This window comes from Bradyrhizobium sp. F1.4.3 (assembly GCF_040548375.1).
In the GTDB taxonomy this organism is placed as follows: domain Bacteria; phylum Pseudomonadota; class Alphaproteobacteria; order Rhizobiales; family Xanthobacteraceae; genus Bradyrhizobium.
On record NZ_JBEPRN010000014.1, the window covers coordinates 116,203 to 134,748 of the forward strand.

The following is an 18,546-nucleotide window of genomic DNA, read 5'->3' on the forward strand; positions in this document are numbered from 1 at the left end:
ACATCATCTCCTCTGCATTTCCGGCGACATCAACAGCAGCGCCACCGCCTGCTGGCGCGATTCCGCGCGCTCGATGGTCCGTCGCGTTTCGACTGAGGCCGCATCCGCGGCTGCGAATTCCAGGAGGTCGAGCGGGTCGATGTTGTTGCCGAGCCGCGCGCCCATCTGCGAGGCAATGTCGAGCCTCAGCTTGATGCCCTCGGGCGCGGCCCAGGCGGCGCTGGTGTCGGGAAAACCGTTGGGTCCGGCCGGCGACCATAGCGGCTGTCCCAGCAGATTCAGGTTGTTGAGATAGCCGCCGGGGTCCTCCGGCACGCGGGCGAGCAGCCGGCCGCTCGCGACAACGAAATCGTAGGGCGAGCGCATCTTGGTCAGCGGCGCTTGCCAGGCTTCGCCGGAATCGACCAGCGCGGTCGCAAGCGCCTTGAGATCGCCGTCGGTCTTGACGAAGACGTCGCGCAATCGCGCCACGAGAGCCGGCGGCGGATCGTCGGCTATGAAGTGACGGACGAATTTGGTGGCGATGAAATTCGCCGTCGAAGGATGGCGCGCGATGTCGGCAAGCGCGGCCTCGCCTTGTGCGAGGCCGGTCGGCTCATAGGTCTTGCCGAGCAGCATTTGCGGCCCGGGCTGGTGCGCATTGGTGTTGAACACGAACGAGCCGGGCACCCCTAACTGGCCCTGCCGGCCGGCAAAGGTCCAGCCGGTGATGATGCGCGCGAGCGAGGTGACGTCCTCCTGCGTATAGCCGCCGCCGACGCCGAGCGTATGCAGCTCCATGATCTCGCGCGCGAGATTCTCGTTCAGGCCGCGCTTGCGGTTCTGGCCCGCGCGGGAATCCGGCCCGAGCGATTGCTGGTTGTCGAGGAAGAACAGCATCGCCGGATGTTGCTCGACCGCCTTGAGCATGTCGGCGAAGCGCCCGAGCACATGCGGCCTGATCGCCTCGCGCTCGAACGCACCGGCCCACATCCGCGCCAGCTCGCCCTTGTTGGCGGAGATGCAGAAATGGTTGGACCAGAACACCACAAGGCGCTCGGTGAAGCCGCAATCGACCAGTGTCGCGCGCTGCAACCGCGCCAGCGCCTCAGCGCGAAACGTCTTCTGGATCACGTTGAGCGGCTGCGGAGACGGCTTTGCGGCCGGCGGCGCCGCGACATTGGGCTGCATGCTGTCGGGCTTCGCCGCGCTGCCAGACGGCTTCGCCTCGGCCATCTGGCCGGCGATCTCGGTCATGACAGTGTTCAGCGAGAGATTGCGGCGCAATTTGTTGTCGGGCTTCTGATCGGCCGGCGCCGGTGCGGGCGGCGCCTCAGTCGGAGCGCCCGCTTTTGCCGCAGCCTCACGCGCCTGCTTGACCTGGTCCTGATAGGCGAACGCAGCTTGCCCGAGCTGCGGGGTCGATTGCAGGCCCGGCGCCTCCAGCAACACGCCTGAGGGGCGGGCCAGTTCCGCCTTCACGAAACCTCTGGGATCGGAGGCCGCATTGATCAGGTCGCCCGATGCCCCGCCGCGGGCCCCGAATCCGAAGCGGTTGAGCGCAACGAGGGCGGCTTGCGAATCGCGGGCCATCGATCTGTCCTCCGCGCGTTGCCAACCGCTTTCCGAGTCCATGCGCAACGCCTAATATACCGCAGCGGGAGATGAACCCGACATGAAAATGACGGCGAAGCTTTTGCGCAGATCATGACAAATCCGAAAGAAACCTCAACGCAGGAACCGCAGCCGCGCCGTCTGGCCTGTTCCCGCTGCGGCACCGAGTTCGGCTGCGACCTGTCGGGCACCTGCTGGTGCGCGGAGGAGACGGCGCGCCTGCCGATGCCGATCAAGGGCGAGGATTGCCTGTGCCGGGAGTGTTTGCGCAAGGCGGCAGCGGAGGCGTCGCGCAACCAGGATGGAGTGCAAGCGTAATCCGGGCTACGAAGCCTAGACCGGATGTCCCGGCGCCTTCCGCGCCATTCCATCGAATGCGTCGAGCAGCTTCTCGCGCCAGGCGTAGATCGGATCATCCGTTTCGAGCAGCTTGAACGGGCTGACCACGCGCGCCCATTGAAAGCCGCCGAACACGATGTAGTCGGCATAGTTCGGCGCATCGCCGCCGATATAGGGCTGCTTCTTCAAGGTCTGGCGCATCACCTCCAGCGATTTGCGAAACGCAACGACGCCGGTGTCGCGGTTCGCCTGGACCTCTTCCAGGCTCTTGCCGAACCGCGCCTCGCGCGACTTTCGGAAATAGGCGGCATCGACCTCGGCGAGGTTTTTCGGGATGTCGGCGACGATCAGCATAGAGAGGCCGCCGACAATGGCGATGTCGCCCCACGCATTGAGCATGCGCGCCATGGCGCGACCGCCCGCGCCGCCGAACAGGGACGGACGGTCCGGAAAATTGTCCTCGAGATAGTTCGCGATCGCCCAGGAATCGACCACCGGTCTGTCATGATGCAACAGCACCGGGACCCTCTCAGAGCCGTGCGGCGCGATCGTGCTCTTCTCGGTGAAGCGCCAGGGCAGCGATTCCGCCGACAGCCCCTTATGCGCCAGCGCCATCCGCGTGCGCCAGCAATACGGGCTGAACGGGCGCGAGGCGTCGGTGCCGACGAGTTCGAAGAGTTTGAGTGACATGGCTGGTGTTCCGTCATTGCGAGCGCGGCGAAGCAATCCAGTCTGCCGCCGCGGAAACATTCTGGATTGCTTCGCGCGCGCTCGCAATGACGATGTGGAGTCGCCGCGACGCGCCTACCGCACCACCGACGCCGTCTGTCCGAACAGGATCTTGCGCTCCTCGTCGGTGCGGATCGCGGGCTTGCCGAAATTCGGGTTGACCTCTTTCGCCAGCGCGTAGGCGCGCATCGTGGCGGGACGGGCGCGGATGGTCTCGAGCCAGCGCTTCAGATGCGGGAAGTCGTCGATGTTCTGGCCCTGGTTGGCGTGGCCCACCACCCAGGGGTAGGACGCCATGTCGGCGATCGAATAGTCGCCGGCGACGAAGTCGCGATCGGCGAGGCGCTTGTTGAGCACGCCATAGAGACGGTTGGTCTCGTTGACATAGCGATCGATCGCGTAGGGAATCTTCTCCTGCGCGTAGTTGCGGAAGTGATGGTTCTGGCCGGCCATCGGGCCGAGCCCGCCCATCTGCCAGAACGTCCACTGGATGACGTCGTAGTGCGCGTAAGGATCGGTCGGGAGGAACCGGCCGGTCTTCTCGGCGAGATAAAGCAGGATCGCGCCGGATTCGAAAAGCGGCAGCGGCTTGGTGCCGCCTTTCGGTTCGTGATCGACGATCGCGGGGATGCGGTTGTTGGGCGCGACGGCCAGGAACTCCGGCGTGAACTGCTCGCCCTTGCCGATGTTGACCGGGATGACTTTGTATTTCAGCCCGGTCTCCTCGAGGAACATCGTGATCTTGTGGCCGTTCGGCGTGGACCAATAATGCAGGTCGATCATGGCTGGATATCCCGGGCTGGAAGGATCTTCGCAAGAAGATGCGACTGCATGAATTTCGCCCCGGGCGCGGCTCAAGTCAATAGTTCTGGCAATGACGGCCGCGTGATTGCAGCGAAGGTTCAGCGCCCGTTCGCGCGCAACAGCTTCTCGCCGTCCTCCGTCACCGCGACGATCAAGCCGATTCCGGGCAACGTCTCGCGCGCGACATAGCCGCGATCGGCGGCGTCTTCCCAGATGGTAAGACGCGGGCACGAGGTCTTCCAGGTCGAGACCACCTCGGCATAGGCGCGCGGCTCGCGCGCGACCCATTCGACGAAGTCCAGCACCAGCGGATCGACGGTCTCGTTCATTGCAAACCTCCCTTGTCGAAGGCGGCCAGCACCGGCGCGCGGAGCAGCAGCCAGCTGCCATAGGCAATGTAGTAGCAAGCGATCGTGGTGATCAGGCGCGTTGCCCAGGTGCGGTACTGCTGGTCGCTCATCGCTTCCAGCAGGCGGCGCGCAAGGCTGGTGCCGAGCATCGAGGCCGCGACCGCAACCGCGGCCAGCGTCAGATCGAGCGAAGCGGCCTGGTCGATGATGCCGCCGAAATAGACGAGCTTGGTGAAATGGCTCGCGACCTGGCAGGTCGCTTTCGTCGCCACGATTTCGCGCCGGCCGAACTTTCCGCCGAGGAAGAAGGTGTCGAGCAGCGGGCCCGACACGCCGGTCATCAGCATCAAGCCCATACAGATCGAGCCGTAGAACGCGCCCTGCCAGATGCTGTCCGGATTCGGCTTGATGCCGGACGGCATCATCCGCGCCATGAACGGGGTGACACCGAGCATCAGCAGCGCGACCGGCTTGTCCGGCACGTAGCGCGTGATCGACCACGCCGCGAGCGCGACAGCGCAGCCGATCAGATAGACCGCGACCGGCCGCCAGCGGATATGCGCGCGCCAGAGAAGCGCGCGCCAGCCATTCGAGGCCATCTGCGTGATCGCATGCAGCACCATCGCGGTCGGCAGCGGCATCAAGGCCAGCAGCACGCCGATCAGGATCAGCCCGCCGGCCATGCCGAACAGCCCCGACAGGAAGGCTGTGGCGACCATCAGCAATCCGAGGGCAGCGATCATGATTGATGTCACGAGGGGTTCTCCGGTGGTGGGCACCTAAGGGACGCAAACTGCCCGCGCTCCCTCGCCCCGCCCTTGCGGGGAGAGGGTGGGGTGAGGGGCTGTCGCCGCAGTCACGGCAAGAGTTGGACTCGCGGAAGCTCCCCCTCACCCGGAATTTGCGCTTCGCTCAAATTCCGGCCTCTCCCCGCACGCGGGGAGAGGCGAAGTGCACCGCCACCGCGTCATCAAATCAGCATGAACTACGCCAATGTTTCTGCCGCGCTTGCTCCCCTCACGCAAACTGAGTTATCTTGCCCTGGCATCAGCTTTCCTGAGGGTCCTTGCATTTGCGGCGACTGCTCTTTCTCAACGGCATCAAGGCATTCGAGGCGGCAGCGCGGACCGGCAGCTTTGCTGCGGCCGGCGTCGAGCTGAACGTGTCGGCGGCGGCCGTCAGCCGCATGGTGCATCTCCTGGAAGAGCGGCTCGGCGTCGCGCTGTTCGAGCGCAAGGCCAACAAGCTCGTGCTGACGCAAGCAGGCCGCGCCTATCAGAGCGGGCTGACGCCGATCTTCGATGCGCTGGCAAGCCTCACCGCGCAGGTGACGGCGCCGTCCGGTGTCCGCGTGCTCACCATCGGCGTCGGCCACACTTTTGCGATGCGCTGGCTGATCCCGCGGCTGTCGGAGTTTCGCAACGAGGAGCCCGACATCGAGGTGCGCTTCACCACCGGCGGCGCCGAGGTCCCATTCGGCGAGGACTGGAGCTGCGGCATCAAGCTCGGCACCGGCGACTGGCCGGGGCTGGTCGCCGAGCCACTGTTCGCCGGCGACCTCACGCCGGTCTGCGTGCCCCGCCTCGCCTCCGGCCTGAAGCGCCCGGCCGATCTCAAAGGCCCGAGCCTGATCCGCGTGACGCATTCGCCGGAGGACTGGCCGATCTGGCTCAAGGCCTCCGGCCTGACGCGCATCAATGCGCGCGGGCCGGAGTTCCAGTTCTACGGCCAGGCGCTCCAGGCCGCCGCCGACGGGCTCGGCATCGCCATGGGCATCCGGCCCTATATCGACGACGATCTCGCCGCCGGCCGGCTGGTGGCGCCGTTCGACCTCTCGGTTCCCAAGGGCATGCGCTGGTACCTGCTCTATCGCAGCTTCCAGACCGAGCAGCGCGACTTCGCCGCGTTCCGCCGCTGGATCATGCGCGCGGCATCCGAGCCCGCGGCCCGGCCGGTGAAGCGGATCGGCCGCATTACGGCGCGGAACTGACGCTGCCGGGCAAAAAAGCCCGCCGCTTGTGAATGGCTTCACATACTGAACCCGACAAATGTGGTCCCGTGACCCTCCGACAAGACACTTTTGGGGACTACCATGACGACCATCTACGACGGCTTTGACATCGAATCCTTCGAAGCTGGCAAGGGACTGTGGCACGCCCGTATCCGGCGCGCCGATTTCAGCCCGGTTGCCATCGACGGCGTGCTGTTTCCGGCCATGGAAGTCGGCTTCGCCTGGCCCGATCCCGACGCGGCGATCGCGGATGCCAAACACCACATCGATCGCTTCCGCCGGCGCGCCGACGACAGCGACGACGAATAAGCGAGCGGGATTGCGAGAACGGATCGCAGGGACAGCGCGGCGCAACAGGGGAAACCGGTCATGTCAGTCATCGACATCGAAGACGCAGTGCGGTCGAGGATCTACGCCCGCACCGTCTTGTCCAACTGCCCGGAATGCGACGGCGATCTCACGGTGCTCCGTGTGATCGGCGGCCGCGCCGGATGCGAGTACTGGACCATGCGCTGCACCGATTGCGGCGGGATCCATCTCGACATCCTCGAGCCGCGTCTGGTGGCCGAGGACGACGAGGGGCCGCTGCCAGCGGCGTGATCCAAAGATCTGCTGCTCGCCTGCTGCCAACCTGCTGTCAGCAGCCTGAGCACGGACGGGCATTCGCTCTTTTCTGAGGGGCGGACTCGTCCCATATTCGGGGCATGGCGAAGAAACCTGCTCCCCCCGCAAAATCCCCCAAAACCAAGACGCCGAACTCGAAGGCACACCGGCCTGACGTGCAGCCGATCGGGCCGGCGCTGGCCGAGTTGCTCAATCCCGCGATCAATCGCGGCGACGCCGGCATGGGCTCGGGCACCGGCCTGCAGCCGCCGCCGGACAATTCGCGCGACCGCCGTGCCGGCGGCGAGGCTGCTGCGCATCGCGCGCGGTCCTCGACGCCCAAGGACTTTCCGGCTGATCGGCCCGCAGAGCTGGGGGAAGCCGCTCAGGCCAATTACGGAACCGCGGCCACGATCCCGACGCTCGATCCGGAACTGGCCCGTCAGCTCGGGCTTCCCACTGAAGAGGACGATGCCGAGGCGCTCGCCCGTCCACCGCGCAACAAGATGGAGGCGCTCGGCGTCAAGGCGACCGCGGAGGCGCTGGAGGCGCTGATCCGCGAGGGCCGGCCGGAGTTCCGCAGGGACGACGGCTCGGTGCAGGTCTGGACGCCGCACCGGCCGCCGCGCCCGGAAAAGTCCGAAGGCGGCGTGCGCTTCGAGATCAAGTCGGAATACCAGCCGCGCGGCGACCAGCCGACCGCGATCGCCGAGTTGGTCGAAGGCATCCAGCGCAACGACCGCTCGCAGGTGCTGCTCGGCGTCACTGGCTCCGGCAAGACCTACACCATGGCCAAGGTGATCGAGGCAACGCAGCGCCCCGCCATCATCCTGGCGCCGAACAAGACGCTCGCCGCCCAGCTTTACGGCGAGTTCAAGAACTTCTTCCCCGACAACGCGGTCGAATATTTCGTCTCGTATTACGACTACTACCAGCCGGAAGCCTACGTCCCGCGCACCGACACCTATATCGAAAAGGACTCGTCGATCAACGAGCAGATCGACCGCATGCGCCACTCCGCGACGCGCGCGCTGCTCGAACGCGACGACGTCATCATCGTTGCGTCCGTGTCCTGCATCTACGGTATCGGCTCGGTCGAGACCTATACCGCGATGACCTTTGCCTTGAAGAAGGGCGAGCGCATCGACCAGCGCCAGCTGATCGCCGACCTCGTCGCGCTGCAATACAAGCGGACGCAGGCCGACTTCACCCGCGGCACCTTCCGCGTGCGCGGCGACGTCATCGACATCTTCCCGGCGCACTATGAGGACCGGGCCTGGCGCGTGAATCTGTTCGGCGACACCGTGGAGAATATCGAGGAATTCGATCCGCTCACCGGCCACAAGCAGGACGAGCTCGAATTCATCAAGATCTACGCCAACTCGCACTATGTGACGCCGCGCCCGACCCTGGTGCAGGCGATCAAATCGATCAAGTCTGAACTGAAGCAGCGGCTCGACCAGCTCCACGACCAGGGCCGCCTGCTGGAAGCGCAGCGGCTGGAGCAGCGCACCACCTTCGATCTCGAGATGATGGAGGCGACGGGGAGCTGCGCCGGCATCGAGAACTATTCGCGCTATCTCACCGGGCGCCGCCCCGGCGAACCGCCGCCGACGCTGTTCGAATATGTGCCTGACAACGCGCTGGTGTTCGCCGACGAAAGCCACGTCACCGTGCCGCAAATCGGCGGCATGTTCCGCGGCGACTTCCGTCGCAAGGCAACGCTCGCGGAATACGGCTTCCGCCTGCCGTCATGCATGGACAACCGCCCGCTCCGCTTCGAGGAGTGGGACATGATGCGGCCGCAGACGGTCGCGGTGTCGGCGACGCCCAGCGCCTGGGAGTTGAACGAGAGCGGCGGCGTGTTCGTCGAGCAGGTGATCCGCCCCACCGGCTTGATCGACCCTCCCGTCGACATTCGTCCCGCCCGCACCCAGGTCGACGATCTCGTCGGCGAAGTCCGCGCCACGGCCCAGGCCGGCTATCGCTCGCTGATCACGGTGCTGACCAAGCGCATGGCGGAGGACCTCACTGAATATCTGCATGAGCAGGGCATTCGCGTCCGCTACATGCACAGCGATATCGACACCATCGAGCGGATCGAGATCATCCGCGACCTCAGGCTCGGCGCGTTCGACGCGCTGGTCGGCATCAATTTGTTGCGCGAGGGCCTCGATATTCCCGAATGTGCGCTGGTCGCCATCCTCGATGCCGACAAGGAAGGCTTTCTGCGCAGCGAGACCTCGCTGATCCAGACCATCGGCCGCGCCGCGCGCAACGTCGATGGCAAGGTGATCCTCTATGCCGACCAGATGACGGGCTCGATGGAGCGCGCCATCGCCGAAACCGACCGCCGCCGCGAAAAGCAGGTCGAGTACAACACGGCGCATGGCATCACGCCGGAGAGCATCAAGAAGTCGATCGGCGACATCATGAACAGCGTCTACGAGCGCGACCACGTGCTGGTCGAGGTCGGCGGCCATGACATGACCGACGACGTCATCTCGATCGGCCACAACTTTGAAGCCGTGCTCGCCGATCTCGAAACGCGGATGCGCGAGGCGGCAGCCGATCTGAACTTCGAGGAAGCCGCCCGCCTGCGCGACGAAGTCAAACGCCTGCGCGCCACCGAGCTCGCCGTGGTCGACGACCCTACCGTCAAGCAGCGCACCGTGCAGGGCAAGGCCGGCGCCTATGCCGGAACGAAGAAATACGGCGATGCCGCCAACCTCCCCGTCAGCGCGATGAAGAAGAAGACCGTGAGCCCGGCGCTGAAGGCCAGCGGCGGCGGCGGCAGCTCGAAGGTGCACAAGCCGCATCTCGACGAGATGCACGGCCCAGAATCGCTGCCCTATCGCGCCGACCGCGCCCTGCCGTCAAAGCCATTCGGCGGCGAGAGCCGGATCATCCAGCCGACGGACTCGCGGCAATCAGGGCCGGAGTTCGGGCCGGCGCCGAAGTCGACGGGGGGCATGCCGGGGCGGCGGGGTGGGTGGAAGAAGAGGTAGATCCGTTCAATCAATCAGGATAGCTGGTCAATGCTGTCCCTCACCCCACGCTCGCCGTCGCCACCGCCATCACCGACAGCATCAGCACGATCGCCACGAGCTGCATCGAGGCTGCCGGATGGGTGCGCCATTCGGTGATCTTGTCGGAGAGCGACAGATTGGGATCGAAGAAGCTCGGCTCGTAAAGCAGCCTGGAGAGTGCCGGGATTGCCGACCCCAGCGTCACCGCGATCACCGCGTGAACGAGGGACGCGCAGGCGACGAAGATGGCGACGCCGGGATCGCCGACGAGGTCGTGGTTGCCGAGCAGCTTGAGCAGCAACGCGGCAGTTGCGAACATCGGGAAGCTCTGGAGGATCGCTGTCAGCGCAAAGCCTTCGAGCGCGTTGTACAGTCGGGATTTTATCGCGGCGGCGGTGACGGCCATGGCACGTCTCCCTGATGACATGCGGATGACATTAGCCGCATCGGGAGACGGGTGATGTGAGATGGGTCACGGGCTGTACCTCGCCCCGCTCTTGTCCGCCGAAGCTTCAGCGAGGGCGGATGCCGGGAGAGGTCGACTTCCTCACGCACGCGCCGATCGACGTGCTGCCGCATATGGGCCCACGCCACAGCAAGAAAGAGCTGCGAGAACTCTGGCAGACGATCCGGTCGCGTTATTCGGAAGTCCGCTGCAAGACGACGCAGATCGTCGCCGAGGGCGACGAGGTCGCGACCTACAGGCACACCTACAGGAAGCACGCAACGACCGCGTCGTGCAGTTCTCATGGCGGTGTTCGACGGACAGATCGCGCAGATCCGCGAGATCATCGATTCCTACCATCTGGTGCAGCAGGTGCTGGAGCGGGAGATCGGGTCGCTGATCGTGGGGGTGGACGGCGGCTGAGGCCAGCGACGACCTGCCTGCCAGCTTCTCGGTGTCGTCCTGGCGGAGGCCGGACCCATACCGCGGAATCTCTCGGTTGCGGGTGGTCGAAGTACCGAACGGCGAATCTTCGCCAAACTTCTCCCTGGGGTTATGGGTCCTGGCTTTCGCCAGGACGACACTGAATATGGGGTGGGCGCTCGCGAACCCCCGACGTGGCCCCCGTTGAACCTCCCTCCCCGCTCCTCCAGCCTCGGGCCAGAACCGGGACCGGTAAAATACGGGGTTCTATTGCAAATCTCACAAAGCGCGCTCAATTGTGCATTGCGAAAACGTGAATTGCGTTTTGGCCGAAATCCCCCTATCTGTTCGTACACTAATGAATTGAGCAGCCCCCGGCGCCTTGCTGTGCATGGGGTTGTTTTTCGTTTTTTTGCAAGCCAGTCCCAGGACGTCCCAAAATGACAGAGCACAGCCTCTGGCGTTTTTCGCGCGCATTGCACCGCGCGATCAACGACCGGCATTTCGAGGATATCGAGGCCCTGATCGACGAGGATGTCGACTGGGCGGTCTACGGCCCGATCGACATGTTTCCGTTCCTTGGCGCGCGCCAGGGCAAGGCGGCCGTGCTCCAGGTCATCCGCCAGCTGGCCGACAATTTCCGGGTCCGCCGCTTCGAGCGCGAGAGCATCATGCTGGGCGTGGATTCCGCCTCCTCGATGCTGCGCTATTCGCTCACCGCACTGGATTCCGACAAGCCGATCTCGCTGCGGGTGGCGCAGTTCGCCCAGTTCAGGGCGGACCGGCTCATCAACATGCGCGTGCTGATCGACACGTTCGATCTGGTCGAGCAGGCACTCGGCCGCGCCATTCATCTGCCGAAGATGACCGGCGTCGGCTGAGGGGGACACCAACGGGCCCCGCAATTCGGGACCGATCGATTGATGCTCCCCGCGACGCGTCCTGGCCTCCAGCCCCGCCGGATGCCGTCGTGGAGAAGCTCGTCATCGGGCGCGCGCCTTTCGCGCGGCCCGTTGGTTCGTTATCGAGGTGAGGCGAGCGCCACAATTTCGCAACGATAGTTCCGCATTCTGGGCGCGAACTGGGCTCGCGGGCAGGACGATGGAATTCTCGACAGGTTTTGGCTGGACCAGGCTGCCGGTGCTGACGGCCGCATTCATTTTCGGCTCGGTGCTGACGGCCTCGGCGCAGATCATTCCTCCCGCGGCTGACGAGGAAGTCGAGGCCGCTGATACCCCCGACGTCAACGACCCCGACGTGCTCAAGGGCATCGACGTCGACAAGCTCGACTGGGGCCAGCTCGCCATCGACGCCGGCGCGCTCAACGACATCATTACCGCCAAGAAGCGCGCGCAGGCTGCCGCCAAGGAGGCGCTGAACTGGTCGTCGAACCCCAACGCCAACGGCTCCTCGGCGGTGACCGTGAAGCAGTCGGTGTCGTCGTTCTGGGACACCCGCATCGGCGCCGACATGACGGTGGCGAAGGAGCCGACCACGATGTCGGAGCTTTTGGCGCAGAAGGCCGCCAATGGCGGCAGCCTGCCGCAATCCTCCGGCAACGCCTGGGCCGCCGCGACCGCCCCGGGCGCGGGCCCCGTCTGGGACAAGACCGCGGTCGAAGCCCGCGTCGATCCCGGCGCCGAACAGAGCAAGCTCGGGGCGTCGTTGACCAAATCGGTGCCGCTGTCGAACGACACCTCGCTGACGCTCCAGAACGGCTACAGCGTCAACCAGCAGGGCACCACGGCGCTGCCCGGCATCGCCGGCCGCACCACGCGCAATTACGAGACCGACCAGTCCGCCAGGGTCGAGATCACCGACACCGGCACCAGCATCACCGCGGGCCAGACGCTGTCGACCACCGACGACAAATGGCTGCGCAAGTTCGGCGCCGAGCAAAAGCTGTTCGACAACGTCACGGTCTCCGGCTCCGTCGGCGAGACTTCGCAGGGCGCGATCAACAAGAGCCTGACCGCGGGCTTCAAGAAGAGCTGGTGAGCTTTTCGCCTCGCCCCTCTCTCTCCATGAGGGGGATAGATAAAATGCGGACAAAGCGCCACGGCAAAGCCCCCGAATGGTCCGTCCTTGCCGCATCTTGGCCCATTTGCTGTCAAAATCCGACGCCCTGATGGATCGGCCTTACAGACGTCGTCGTGCGGGGGACACTCGCGCTGCGCCCAACGCGAACAGGGGAACAACGATGAACGCCATTCGTCCGGAAAAGACTGAATCGACCGAGACCGAAACCGTCGACACCAACCTCGCCGCAGTGACGGAAGTCGAAGCCGGCATCCGCGATTTCGTCCGCAACGACATCGCCTATCTGCGCCGGCCGGCGGCGACGGGCGCCGAGCCAGCGCTCGATCCAAGCGCGGAAGCCACCGTCACCAACGTCAACTCGCTGATCCAGCGCGTCGCCGGCACCTCGCTCGCCGAGATCGAGAATCTGATCTCCGAGCTCGAGAGCCTGCGCGACCTGCTCCATGCCGAAGGCCAGCGCGTCCAGCGCGAGATCTCGGGCTACGCTCAGCTCAGCCAGGCTGCGATGAAGTCGACCCGGATGATCTCCGACAACGTCGCCCAGTGGAAGCGCGCCGCCGACGGCCTGCGCAACAGCTGATCGCAAGCAACACGCATCACCAGCCGCCGCGCTCCCGAAAGGGACGCGGCGGTTTTGATTCGAGGGGTCTCGTGCCCGGACGCGGTGCGGCACGCAGTGACGCGCCGCAGAGCCGGGGCCCAGACCAGCGGATGAATGCGTGTCGCGATGGGTCCCGGCTCCCGCATTTGAACCCTCCGCCCATCCCCGGCGACCAAAGCCAAGCGCCCGCAGCCGTTGCGGCCCGGGCCCGGGGACATGTCAGATGGAAAGCATTCGGCCCGACAACAGGGACCCGATACCGCTGCGGCCGGCGCCGAACCAGTTCGGCACGATCATGCTGCGCTTTGTCGGACTGCTGGCGGTTGCGATCGCGATACTGGCGTTCGTCTATAGCCGCTGATCAAGGGCCGGAGCGCGGCTCCGGAGAGTTAACGAACTCTTAACGGCTTGCTTCGACGGTCGAGGCTTCCAGGGTGTAGGCGCCATCGGCATAGCCCTTCACCACCATGCCGGCGACCAGCATGACGGCCAGCGTCGCGGTAGCGAAGATAAATCCGACCAGCTTGAGTGCGCCGCGGTCTGCCATGGTTCTCGTCCCCTGTACTCTGCCCAGTTCGTTCAAATAGACAGCGACAGGTTCATAATTGGTTAGCAACTCGAGGGTTCCGGCAGCTGCTTCGCGGGCCAGCCATCTTGCGGAGGCTTATGGCAGCCGCCCCGAATCGCGTCCATAGCGCGCGGGCAACAGTTCCGTGATTTCTCTCCTCCCTCTCCCGCCCTTCGCCGGGAGAGGGTTGGGGTGAGGGGCCTCCCTCCACACGATAAGATCATCGAGAGACCTGTACCCCCTCACCCGGATCGCAAGAGCGATCCTACCTCTCCCCGTAAGCACGGCCGCAAGCGGGGCGAGGTGAGGAGCAGCCCGCTCAATCGATTCTAAATTGCGAACCCTTCCGCATCGGCACGAAGGCGGTGGCGGTGATGGAATAGACGTCCTCGCCGCGCTGGTTGGTGCCGGTGGTGCGGGCGGTCAAAATGCCCCAGCCGGGGCGCGAGCCGGAGGCGCGCTTGTCGACGACGACACTGGCGTAAGCGACGGTGTCGCCGGCGAGCACCGGCTTGATCCAGCGCAGATCGCGGAAGCCTGGCGACGGTCCCCACACCGCAACCTCCTCGCCGCGCGCGATTGCCTCCTGCGTCAGGCGCTGGCCGTCTGCGACAAGGAGACTCATGCAGGCCGAGCCGACATGCCAGCCGGAGGCGGCGAGCCCACCGAACAGCGAGTTCTTGCCCTCCTCCTCGTCGAGATGAAAACGCTGCGGATCGAATTTTTTCGCGAACCTCTTGATGGAGTCCGCCGTAAACGTGTAGGCGCCGATCTCGCGGCGATGGCCGATCTCGATCTCGTCGAAGAACCACATCAGACCGCTCCCTCGCGCCTCTCGATCAGGATCGGCGAGGTCATCTCGCACAGCGTGTCGCCCTTGGCGTTGCGCACGGTGCATTTGAACTTGACGATACCGAGCCTGGGCCGGCTCTTAGAAGTGCGGGCCTCCACGACGTCGACGTCGAGCATGAGGTCGTCGCCGGGCCGCAAGGGAGAAAGCCAGCGCACCTCGTCGACGCCGGGCGAGCCGAGCGACGCGGCGCGGGTGATGAAGCCATCGGCCATCATCCGCATCATCAGCGAACAGAGATGCCAGCCCGAGCCGGAAAGGCCACGCAGCATGCTCTTACTGGCGGCCTCCTCGTCGAGGTGCATCGGCTGCGGATCGAACTCGGCGGCAAAAGCCAGGATCTCGTCGCGGGTGACATGGCGCGGGCCGAACGTGCCGAACCGGCCGGGTGGGAAATCTTCGAAGGTCAGGGTCATCTTTGGATTGCTGGTGGGAATGACAGATTGTGGCCGCACTTTGCGGCAATCTCAACCCGCCGGCCCGCATGGCTCGTGCTACATTCGGCGAGTCGGGCCGGACCGGCCGCCTGGTCAGATTGACGCGGCCGGCGGTGCGATTTGCCGGGGGGAGAGAGATGTTTTCATTCAGCGATCTGTTTCAATGGGACCGCTTTATCACGCCGACGATCATCAAGACCTTCTACTGGCTGGTGATCGGCGTGATCTGCCTGCTCGGACTCTCCGGCATCTTCGCGGGCCTCAGCGCGATGGCGATCAGCCCGTTCGCCGGCTTCCTGGTGGTGCTGGAGTCGATCGCAGGCGTCGTCGTCGGCATCGTGTTCTCGCGCATCGCCGCGGAGCTGATCCTGATCATCTTCCGCATCAACGAGCATCTCGGCGCGATCAGGGACCAGGGTGGCGGGGTGCGGTGATCTCTCGTGTCCCGGACGCGGTGCGGCACGCAGTGACGCTTCGCTGCGTCCGGGACCCATGCATCCATAATCGAGGCTTCTGGGCCCCGGCTCTGCGGCGCACCGCAAGTGCGCTGCGCTGCGTCCGGGGCACACGACAAAGATCCTACGTATTAAACCGGAAATGCATCACGTCGCCGTCGGCGACGACGTATTCCTTGCCTTCGAGCCGCAGCTTGCCGGCATCGCGGGCGCCGGCTTCGCCGTTGAGCGCGATGTAGTCGTCATAGGCGATGGTCTCGGCGCGGATAAAGCCCTTCTCGAAGTCGGTGTGGATCACGCCGGCCGCACCGGGCGCCTTGGTGCCGCGATGGATGGTCCAGGCGCGCGCCTCCTTCGGTCCCACCGTGAAATAGGTGATGAGCTGGAGCAGGGTGTAGCCGGCGCGGATCAGGCGATCGAGGCCGGCCTCTTCGAGACCCAGCGTCTCCAGGAAGTCGGTGCGCTCGTCACGCGAGATCGTCGCGATCTCGGATTCGATCTTGGCGGAGATGACGACGGCAACCGCGCCCTCTTTCGCCGCCTGCTCTTCGACCGCCTTGGAGAAGCCATTGCCGGTGGCGGCCGAGCTTTCCTCGACGTTGCAGACGTAGAGCACGGGCTTCGACGACAGCAGGCCGAGCATCGAGAACGCGCGCTCCTCCTCGGCCTTGCGTTCGACCAGGCGCGCGGGCTTGCCCTCGCGCAGTAGCACCAGCGTGCGGTTGACGAGGTCGAGCTGCTCCTTGGCGTCCTTGTCGTTGCCCTTGGCCTTCTTGGAGAGGTTGTCGACGCGCTTCTCGAGGCTGTCGAGGTCGGCGAGCATCAGCTCGGTCTCGATGGTCTCGATGTCGGCGAGCGGCGCGATCTTGCCCTCCACGTGAGTGATGTCGGAGTCTTCAAAGCAGCGCACGACATGCGCGATCGCATCGACCTCGCGGATGTTGGCGAGAAACTGGTTGCCGAGGCCTTCGCCCTTGGAGGCGCCGCGCACCAGGCCGGCGATGTCGACGAAGGTCAGCCGGGTCGGAATGATCTGCGCCGATTTGGCAATCGCCGACAGCTTGTCGAGCCGCGGATCGGGTACGGCGACCTCGCCGACATTCGGCTCGATGGTGCAGAACGGATAGTTCGCCGCTTGCGCCGCGGCCGTCTCGGTCAGCGCATTGAACAAGGTCGACTTGCCGACATTGGGCAACCCGACAATCCCGCATTTGAATCCCATAGTGTCCTGGCCTCCGCGCCCCGCGCGTGAATGTCTTCCCAACTCGTCATGCGCGGGCTTGACCCGCGCATCCATCGTCTTTGAAAGGATGGATCGCCGGATCAAGTCCGGCGATGACGAGCGTTATTTCTCGCCGTTGTCGTCCTTGGTCAAAAATCCCTTCGCCTGCATGGCGAGATGCACCCTGTTGGCGAAGGTCGCGTTCGTGCCTTTGGCGAGCAGCGCGGCGTGCTCGGCCACCGCATCGCAGAGCGTCGCCACCCAGTCGTTGTCGGCCTTGGCGAAGTCCGACAGCACATGGCCGTGCACCAATTCCTTGACGCCGGGATGACCGATGCCGAGCCGCACCCGGCGGTAGTCATTGCCGATATGGGCGGAGATCGAGCGCAGGCCGTTGTGGCCGGCGATACCGCCGCCGATCTTGACCCGCACCTTGCCCGGCGGCAGTTCGAGCTCGTCGTGGAACACGGTGACGTCGCCGGGCGCGATCTTGAAGAAGCCCGCCGCCTCCTGAACGCTGCGGCCGGAGTCGTTCATGTAAGTCGTCGGCTTCAGCAGGATGACGCGCTCAGGTCCGAGCGCGCCTTCCGAGGTCTCGCCCTGAAAGCGGCGGCGCCATGGTGCAAAACCATGACGCCGTGCGATCTCGTCGACGGCCATGAAGCCGATATTGTGCCGGTTGCGTATGTATTTCGCGCCGGGATTGCCGAGCCCAACAAAGAGTCGCATGACGCGGCGCGCCCCTCGCTCGGCGCGCGATCAGAGACCGCGCGCCAGCTTTGAGAGATTACTTCTTCTTGTCGCCGGCGGCGGGAGCCTTGGCAGCCGCTGCCGGAGCAGCAGCACCCGCAGCCGGAGCAGCCGCGCCAGCCGCCGGAGCAGCAGCCGCACCAGCCGCCGGAGCCGCACCACCAGCAGCAGCTGCAGCCGCCGCCTTCTGCTCTTCTGCGTAGCCGGACGGCGGCACGATGGTGACGAGGGTCGCGTCCTCGCGCGTCAGCGCCTTCACGCCAGCCGGTAGCATGATGTCGGCCAGATGCAGCGAGTGACCGATTTCGAGCGAGCCGACATCGGCCTCGATGTACTGCGGGATGCTCTCGACGCTGCATTCGAGCTCGATCGCATGCGCGACGATGTTGACGGCGCCGCCGCGCTTCACGCCGGGCGAGCCTTCCGCCTTCACCACGTGCAGAGGCACGCTGATGCGGATGGTGGCGCCTTCGCCGAGCCGCATAAAGTCGACGTGGATCGGGAAGTCCTTGACCGGATCGAGGTGGAAGTCGCGCGGAATCACGCGGTGCTTCTTGCCGTCGAGGTCGATGTCGACCAGCGTGGTCAGGAACCGGCCGGCGAGGATGCGCTGGCGCAGTTCACGATCATCAACCGAGATCGGGAGCGGCGGCTGCTTGTTGCCATAGATCACTCCGGGCACTTTCCCGGCGCGACGCTCAGCCCGGGCGGCCCCCTTGCCGCTCTTCGGACGTGCGGTCGCCTTCAATTCCTTGACGGTCGCCATAACGTTAAGTCCTTGTTTTTGCAAAAGTTAATGGGCCGCAAGGCGGCCCATGGTGTACGCCGCAGCAAGCCTCCAGGGGTGCGGGGGCCGCGGACGTGGCGGGCTTTTACCCGGAAGACGCGGAAATGACAAGGAGAATGGGCTGCCGGCCGCCACGGTAGCCCGGATGGAGCGCAGCGCAATGCGGGGTCAATGCCCGCGGGAACCTCCCGGATTGCGCTGCGCTCCATCCGGGTTTCTACGACCTGCCGTCGTCACCCGCCGAGCTTGGCCTCCAGCGCCGCGATCCGCGCCTTCAGCGCTTCGTTCTCCTCGCGGGCGAGCCGTGCCATGTCCTTGACCACCTCGAACTCCTCGCGCTTGACCAGATCCATGTCGCGCAGGAATTTTTCGGCCTGGTTGCGCAGCACCGTGTCGAACTCTCGCTTGGCGCCCTGCGCGGCGCCGGCGGCATCGTTCATCAGGCGGCCGATCTCGTCGAAAAACCGATTGGTGGTCTGGGTCATTTCAGTCTCCTGGCGGCCTTCGATA

The 18,546-nt window shown here is 65.2% G+C and carries 23 protein-coding genes; 10 read left to right on the plus strand and 13 right to left on the minus strand.

Annotated features, from left to right (window positions below; translation table 11 throughout):
• Nucleotides 1–3: 3 nt before the first annotated feature.
• Nucleotides 4–1,572, minus strand: a complete 1,569-nt coding sequence (locus ABIB73_RS28470; RefSeq protein WP_354229392.1) for a DUF1800 domain-containing protein — start codon at nucleotides 1,570–1,572, stop codon at nucleotides 4–6.
• 114 nt (nucleotides 1,573–1,686) lie between these two features.
• Between ABIB73_RS28470 and ABIB73_RS28475 the strand changes: the two genes are divergently transcribed.
• Complete coding sequence (locus tag ABIB73_RS28475; RefSeq protein WP_354229394.1) at nucleotides 1,687–1,911, plus strand: cysteine-rich CWC family protein; 225 nt, start codon at nucleotides 1,687–1,689, stop codon at nucleotides 1,909–1,911.
• A 15-nt stretch (nucleotides 1,912–1,926) separates the two neighbouring features.
• On the opposite strand, the gene ABIB73_RS28480 is transcribed toward ABIB73_RS28475, so the two are convergent.
• The 4 genes from ABIB73_RS28480 to ABIB73_RS28495 form a co-directional block, all read right to left on the minus strand.
• Nucleotides 1,927–2,622: a glutathione S-transferase family protein gene (locus ABIB73_RS28480; protein ID WP_354229396.1), complete on the minus strand. Its 696-nt coding sequence runs from the start codon at nucleotides 2,620–2,622 to the stop codon at nucleotides 1,927–1,929.
• 114 nt (nucleotides 2,623–2,736) lie between these two features.
• Entirely contained in the window at nucleotides 2,737–3,444 is a 708-nt protein-coding gene (locus tag ABIB73_RS28485) for a glutathione binding-like protein (protein WP_354229398.1), read from the minus strand.
• Between the two features lie 119 nt (nucleotides 3,445–3,563).
• Nucleotides 3,564–3,794 (minus strand): hypothetical protein, encoded by a 231-nt coding sequence (locus ABIB73_RS28490; RefSeq protein WP_354229400.1) that lies wholly within the window; start codon nucleotides 3,792–3,794, stop codon nucleotides 3,564–3,566.
• Nucleotides 3,791–4,570 (minus strand): TSUP family transporter, encoded by a 780-nt coding sequence (locus ABIB73_RS28495; RefSeq protein WP_354229401.1) that lies wholly within the window; start codon nucleotides 4,568–4,570, stop codon nucleotides 3,791–3,793. The genes ABIB73_RS28490 and ABIB73_RS28495 overlap by 4 nt, the downstream gene beginning before the upstream one ends.
• 317 nt (nucleotides 4,571–4,887) lie before the next feature.
• Between ABIB73_RS28495 and ABIB73_RS28500 the strand changes: the two genes are divergently transcribed.
• The 4 genes from ABIB73_RS28500 (at nucleotide 4,888) to uvrB (ending at nucleotide 9,437) form a co-directional block, all read left to right on the plus strand.
• Entirely contained in the window at nucleotides 4,888–5,805 is a 918-nt protein-coding gene (locus tag ABIB73_RS28500; RefSeq protein ID WP_354229403.1) for a LysR substrate-binding domain-containing protein, read from the plus strand.
• A gap of 102 nt (nucleotides 5,806–5,907) precedes the next feature.
• On the plus strand, nucleotides 5,908–6,135 hold the full coding sequence (locus ABIB73_RS28505; RefSeq protein ID WP_247320737.1) for a hypothetical protein: 228 nt from the start codon (nucleotides 5,908–5,910) through the stop codon (nucleotides 6,133–6,135).
• A 60-nt stretch (nucleotides 6,136–6,195) separates the two neighbouring features.
• Complete coding sequence (locus ABIB73_RS28510) at nucleotides 6,196–6,426, plus strand: hypothetical protein (RefSeq protein WP_354229405.1); 231 nt, start codon at nucleotides 6,196–6,198, stop codon at nucleotides 6,424–6,426.
• 104 nt (nucleotides 6,427–6,530) lie between these two features.
• Nucleotides 6,531–9,437, plus strand: a complete 2,907-nt coding sequence (uvrB, locus tag ABIB73_RS28515) for an excinuclease ABC subunit UvrB (RefSeq protein WP_354229407.1) — start codon at nucleotides 6,531–6,533, stop codon at nucleotides 9,435–9,437.
• 40 nt (nucleotides 9,438–9,477) lie between these two features.
• Here uvrB and ABIB73_RS28520 read toward each other — a convergent pair whose 3' ends face one another.
• Nucleotides 9,478–9,864, minus strand: coding sequence for a hypothetical protein (locus ABIB73_RS28520; protein WP_354229409.1), 387 nt, complete (start codon nucleotides 9,862–9,864; stop codon nucleotides 9,478–9,480).
• A gap of 902 nt (nucleotides 9,865–10,766) precedes the next feature.
• Between ABIB73_RS28520 and ABIB73_RS28525 the strand changes: the two genes are divergently transcribed.
• The 4 genes from ABIB73_RS28525 (at nucleotide 10,767) to ABIB73_RS28540 (ending at nucleotide 13,328) form a co-directional block, all read left to right on the plus strand.
• A complete protein-coding gene (locus ABIB73_RS28525) occupies nucleotides 10,767–11,207 on the plus strand; it encodes a nuclear transport factor 2 family protein (RefSeq protein ID WP_354229411.1) in 441 nt (146 codons plus the stop codon).
• Between the two features lie 220 nt (nucleotides 11,208–11,427).
• Entirely contained in the window at nucleotides 11,428–12,324 is an 897-nt protein-coding gene (locus ABIB73_RS28530; RefSeq protein WP_354229412.1) for a hypothetical protein, read from the plus strand.
• A gap of 202 nt (nucleotides 12,325–12,526) precedes the next feature.
• Nucleotides 12,527–12,946: a hypothetical protein gene (locus ABIB73_RS28535; protein WP_354229414.1), complete on the plus strand. Its 420-nt coding sequence runs from the start codon at nucleotides 12,527–12,529 to the stop codon at nucleotides 12,944–12,946.
• 244 nt (nucleotides 12,947–13,190) lie between these two features.
• Nucleotides 13,191–13,328, plus strand: coding sequence for a hypothetical protein (locus tag ABIB73_RS28540; RefSeq protein ID WP_354229416.1), 138 nt, complete (start codon nucleotides 13,191–13,193; stop codon nucleotides 13,326–13,328).
• 39 nt (nucleotides 13,329–13,367) lie between these two features.
• Here ABIB73_RS28540 and ABIB73_RS28545 read toward each other — a convergent pair whose 3' ends face one another.
• The 3 genes from ABIB73_RS28545 to ABIB73_RS28555 all read right to left on the minus strand — a co-directional run bounded on the left by ABIB73_RS28545 (nucleotide 13,368) and on the right by ABIB73_RS28555 (nucleotide 14,801).
• Nucleotides 13,368–13,514, minus strand: a complete 147-nt coding sequence (locus ABIB73_RS28545) for a hypothetical protein (protein WP_194477789.1) — start codon at nucleotides 13,512–13,514, stop codon at nucleotides 13,368–13,370.
• A 340-nt stretch (nucleotides 13,515–13,854) separates the two neighbouring features.
• Nucleotides 13,855–14,349, minus strand: coding sequence for a MaoC family dehydratase (locus ABIB73_RS28550; protein ID WP_354229418.1), 495 nt, complete (start codon nucleotides 14,347–14,349; stop codon nucleotides 13,855–13,857).
• Complete coding sequence (locus ABIB73_RS28555) at nucleotides 14,349–14,801, minus strand: MaoC family dehydratase (RefSeq protein WP_354229420.1); 453 nt, start codon at nucleotides 14,799–14,801, stop codon at nucleotides 14,349–14,351. Before ABIB73_RS28555 ends, ABIB73_RS28550 begins: the two co-directional genes overlap by 1 nt.
• Nucleotides 14,802–14,959: 158 nt before the next feature.
• Here ABIB73_RS28555 and ABIB73_RS28560 point away from each other — a divergent pair, with 158 nt between their 5' ends.
• Nucleotides 14,960–15,256 carry a DUF4282 domain-containing protein gene (locus ABIB73_RS28560; RefSeq protein ID WP_354229422.1) on the plus strand — a complete coding sequence of 99 codons (297 nt, stop codon included), beginning with the start codon at nucleotides 14,960–14,962 and terminating at the stop codon, nucleotides 15,254–15,256.
• 145 nt (nucleotides 15,257–15,401) lie between these two features.
• On the opposite strand, the gene ychF is transcribed toward ABIB73_RS28560, so the two are convergent.
• The 4 genes from ychF to ABIB73_RS28580 all read right to left on the minus strand — a co-directional run bounded on the left by ychF (nucleotide 15,402) and on the right by ABIB73_RS28580 (nucleotide 18,521).
• Nucleotides 15,402–16,499, minus strand: a complete 1,098-nt coding sequence (gene ychF, locus ABIB73_RS28565; RefSeq protein ID WP_354229424.1) for a redox-regulated ATPase YchF — start codon at nucleotides 16,497–16,499, stop codon at nucleotides 15,402–15,404.
• A gap of 123 nt (nucleotides 16,500–16,622) precedes the next feature.
• Nucleotides 16,623–17,228: an aminoacyl-tRNA hydrolase gene (pth, locus tag ABIB73_RS28570; RefSeq protein WP_354229426.1), complete on the minus strand. Its 606-nt coding sequence runs from the start codon at nucleotides 17,226–17,228 to the stop codon at nucleotides 16,623–16,625.
• Between the two features lie 58 nt (nucleotides 17,229–17,286).
• Nucleotides 17,287–18,015 carry a 50S ribosomal protein L25/general stress protein Ctc gene (locus tag ABIB73_RS28575; protein ID WP_354229428.1) on the minus strand — a complete coding sequence of 243 codons (729 nt, stop codon included), beginning with the start codon at nucleotides 18,013–18,015 and terminating at the stop codon, nucleotides 17,287–17,289.
• Nucleotides 18,016–18,269: 254 nt separating this feature from the next.
• Nucleotides 18,270–18,521 carry an accessory factor UbiK family protein gene (locus tag ABIB73_RS28580; protein ID WP_148777675.1) on the minus strand — a complete coding sequence of 84 codons (252 nt, stop codon included), beginning with the start codon at nucleotides 18,519–18,521 and terminating at the stop codon, nucleotides 18,270–18,272.
• Nucleotides 18,522–18,546 lie beyond the last annotated feature (25 nt).

Excerpts from the sequence above, each read along its gene's own strand:
- ABIB73_RS28485 (WP_354229398.1), bottom strand. The coding sequence starts at position 3,444 with ATGATCGACCTGCATTATTGGTCCACGCCGAACGGCCACAAGATCACG.
- ABIB73_RS28475 (WP_354229394.1), top strand. The coding sequence starts at position 1,687 with ATGACAAATCCGAAAGAAACCTCAACGCAGGAACCGCAGCCGCGCCGT.
- ABIB73_RS28560 (WP_354229422.1), top strand. The coding sequence starts at position 14,960 with ATGTTTTCATTCAGCGATCTGTTTCAATGGGACCGCTTTATCACGCCG.
- ABIB73_RS28525 (WP_354229411.1), top strand. The coding sequence starts at position 10,767 with ATGACAGAGCACAGCCTCTGGCGTTTTTCGCGCGCATTGCACCGCGCG.
- ABIB73_RS28555 (WP_354229420.1), bottom strand. The coding sequence starts at position 14,801 with ATGACCCTGACCTTCGAAGATTTCCCACCCGGCCGGTTCGGCACGTTC.
- ABIB73_RS28530 (WP_354229412.1), top strand. The coding sequence starts at position 11,428 with ATGGAATTCTCGACAGGTTTTGGCTGGACCAGGCTGCCGGTGCTGACG.
- ABIB73_RS28490 (WP_354229400.1), bottom strand. The coding sequence starts at position 3,794 with ATGAACGAGACCGTCGATCCGCTGGTGCTGGACTTCGTCGAATGGGTC.
- ABIB73_RS28520 (WP_354229409.1), bottom strand. The coding sequence starts at position 9,864 with ATGGCCGTCACCGCCGCCGCGATAAAATCCCGACTGTACAACGCGCTC.
- ABIB73_RS28470 (WP_354229392.1), bottom strand. The coding sequence starts at position 1,572 with ATGGCCCGCGATTCGCAAGCCGCCCTCGTTGCGCTCAACCGCTTCGGA.
- ABIB73_RS28575 (WP_354229428.1), bottom strand. The coding sequence starts at position 18,015 with ATGGCGACCGTCAAGGAATTGAAGGCGACCGCACGTCCGAAGAGCGGC.
- ABIB73_RS28480 (WP_354229396.1), bottom strand. The coding sequence starts at position 2,622 with ATGTCACTCAAACTCTTCGAACTCGTCGGCACCGACGCCTCGCGCCCG.
- ychF (WP_354229424.1), bottom strand. The coding sequence starts at position 16,499 with ATGGGATTCAAATGCGGGATTGTCGGGTTGCCCAATGTCGGCAAGTCG.
- uvrB (WP_354229407.1), top strand. The coding sequence starts at position 6,531 with ATGGCGAAGAAACCTGCTCCCCCCGCAAAATCCCCCAAAACCAAGACG.
- ABIB73_RS28535 (WP_354229414.1), top strand. The coding sequence starts at position 12,527 with ATGAACGCCATTCGTCCGGAAAAGACTGAATCGACCGAGACCGAAACC.
- pth (WP_354229426.1), bottom strand. The coding sequence starts at position 17,228 with ATGCGACTCTTTGTTGGGCTCGGCAATCCCGGCGCGAAATACATACGC.
- ABIB73_RS28540 (WP_354229416.1), top strand. The coding sequence starts at position 13,191 with ATGGAAAGCATTCGGCCCGACAACAGGGACCCGATACCGCTGCGGCCG.
- ABIB73_RS28550 (WP_354229418.1), bottom strand. The coding sequence starts at position 14,349 with ATGTGGTTCTTCGACGAGATCGAGATCGGCCATCGCCGCGAGATCGGC.
- ABIB73_RS28510 (WP_354229405.1), top strand. The coding sequence starts at position 6,196 with ATGTCAGTCATCGACATCGAAGACGCAGTGCGGTCGAGGATCTACGCC.
- ABIB73_RS28505 (WP_247320737.1), top strand. The coding sequence starts at position 5,908 with ATGACGACCATCTACGACGGCTTTGACATCGAATCCTTCGAAGCTGGC.
- ABIB73_RS28580 (WP_148777675.1), bottom strand. The coding sequence starts at position 18,521 with ATGACCCAGACCACCAATCGGTTTTTCGACGAGATCGGCCGCCTGATG.
- ABIB73_RS28545 (WP_194477789.1), bottom strand. The coding sequence starts at position 13,514 with ATGGCAGACCGCGGCGCACTCAAGCTGGTCGGATTTATCTTCGCTACC.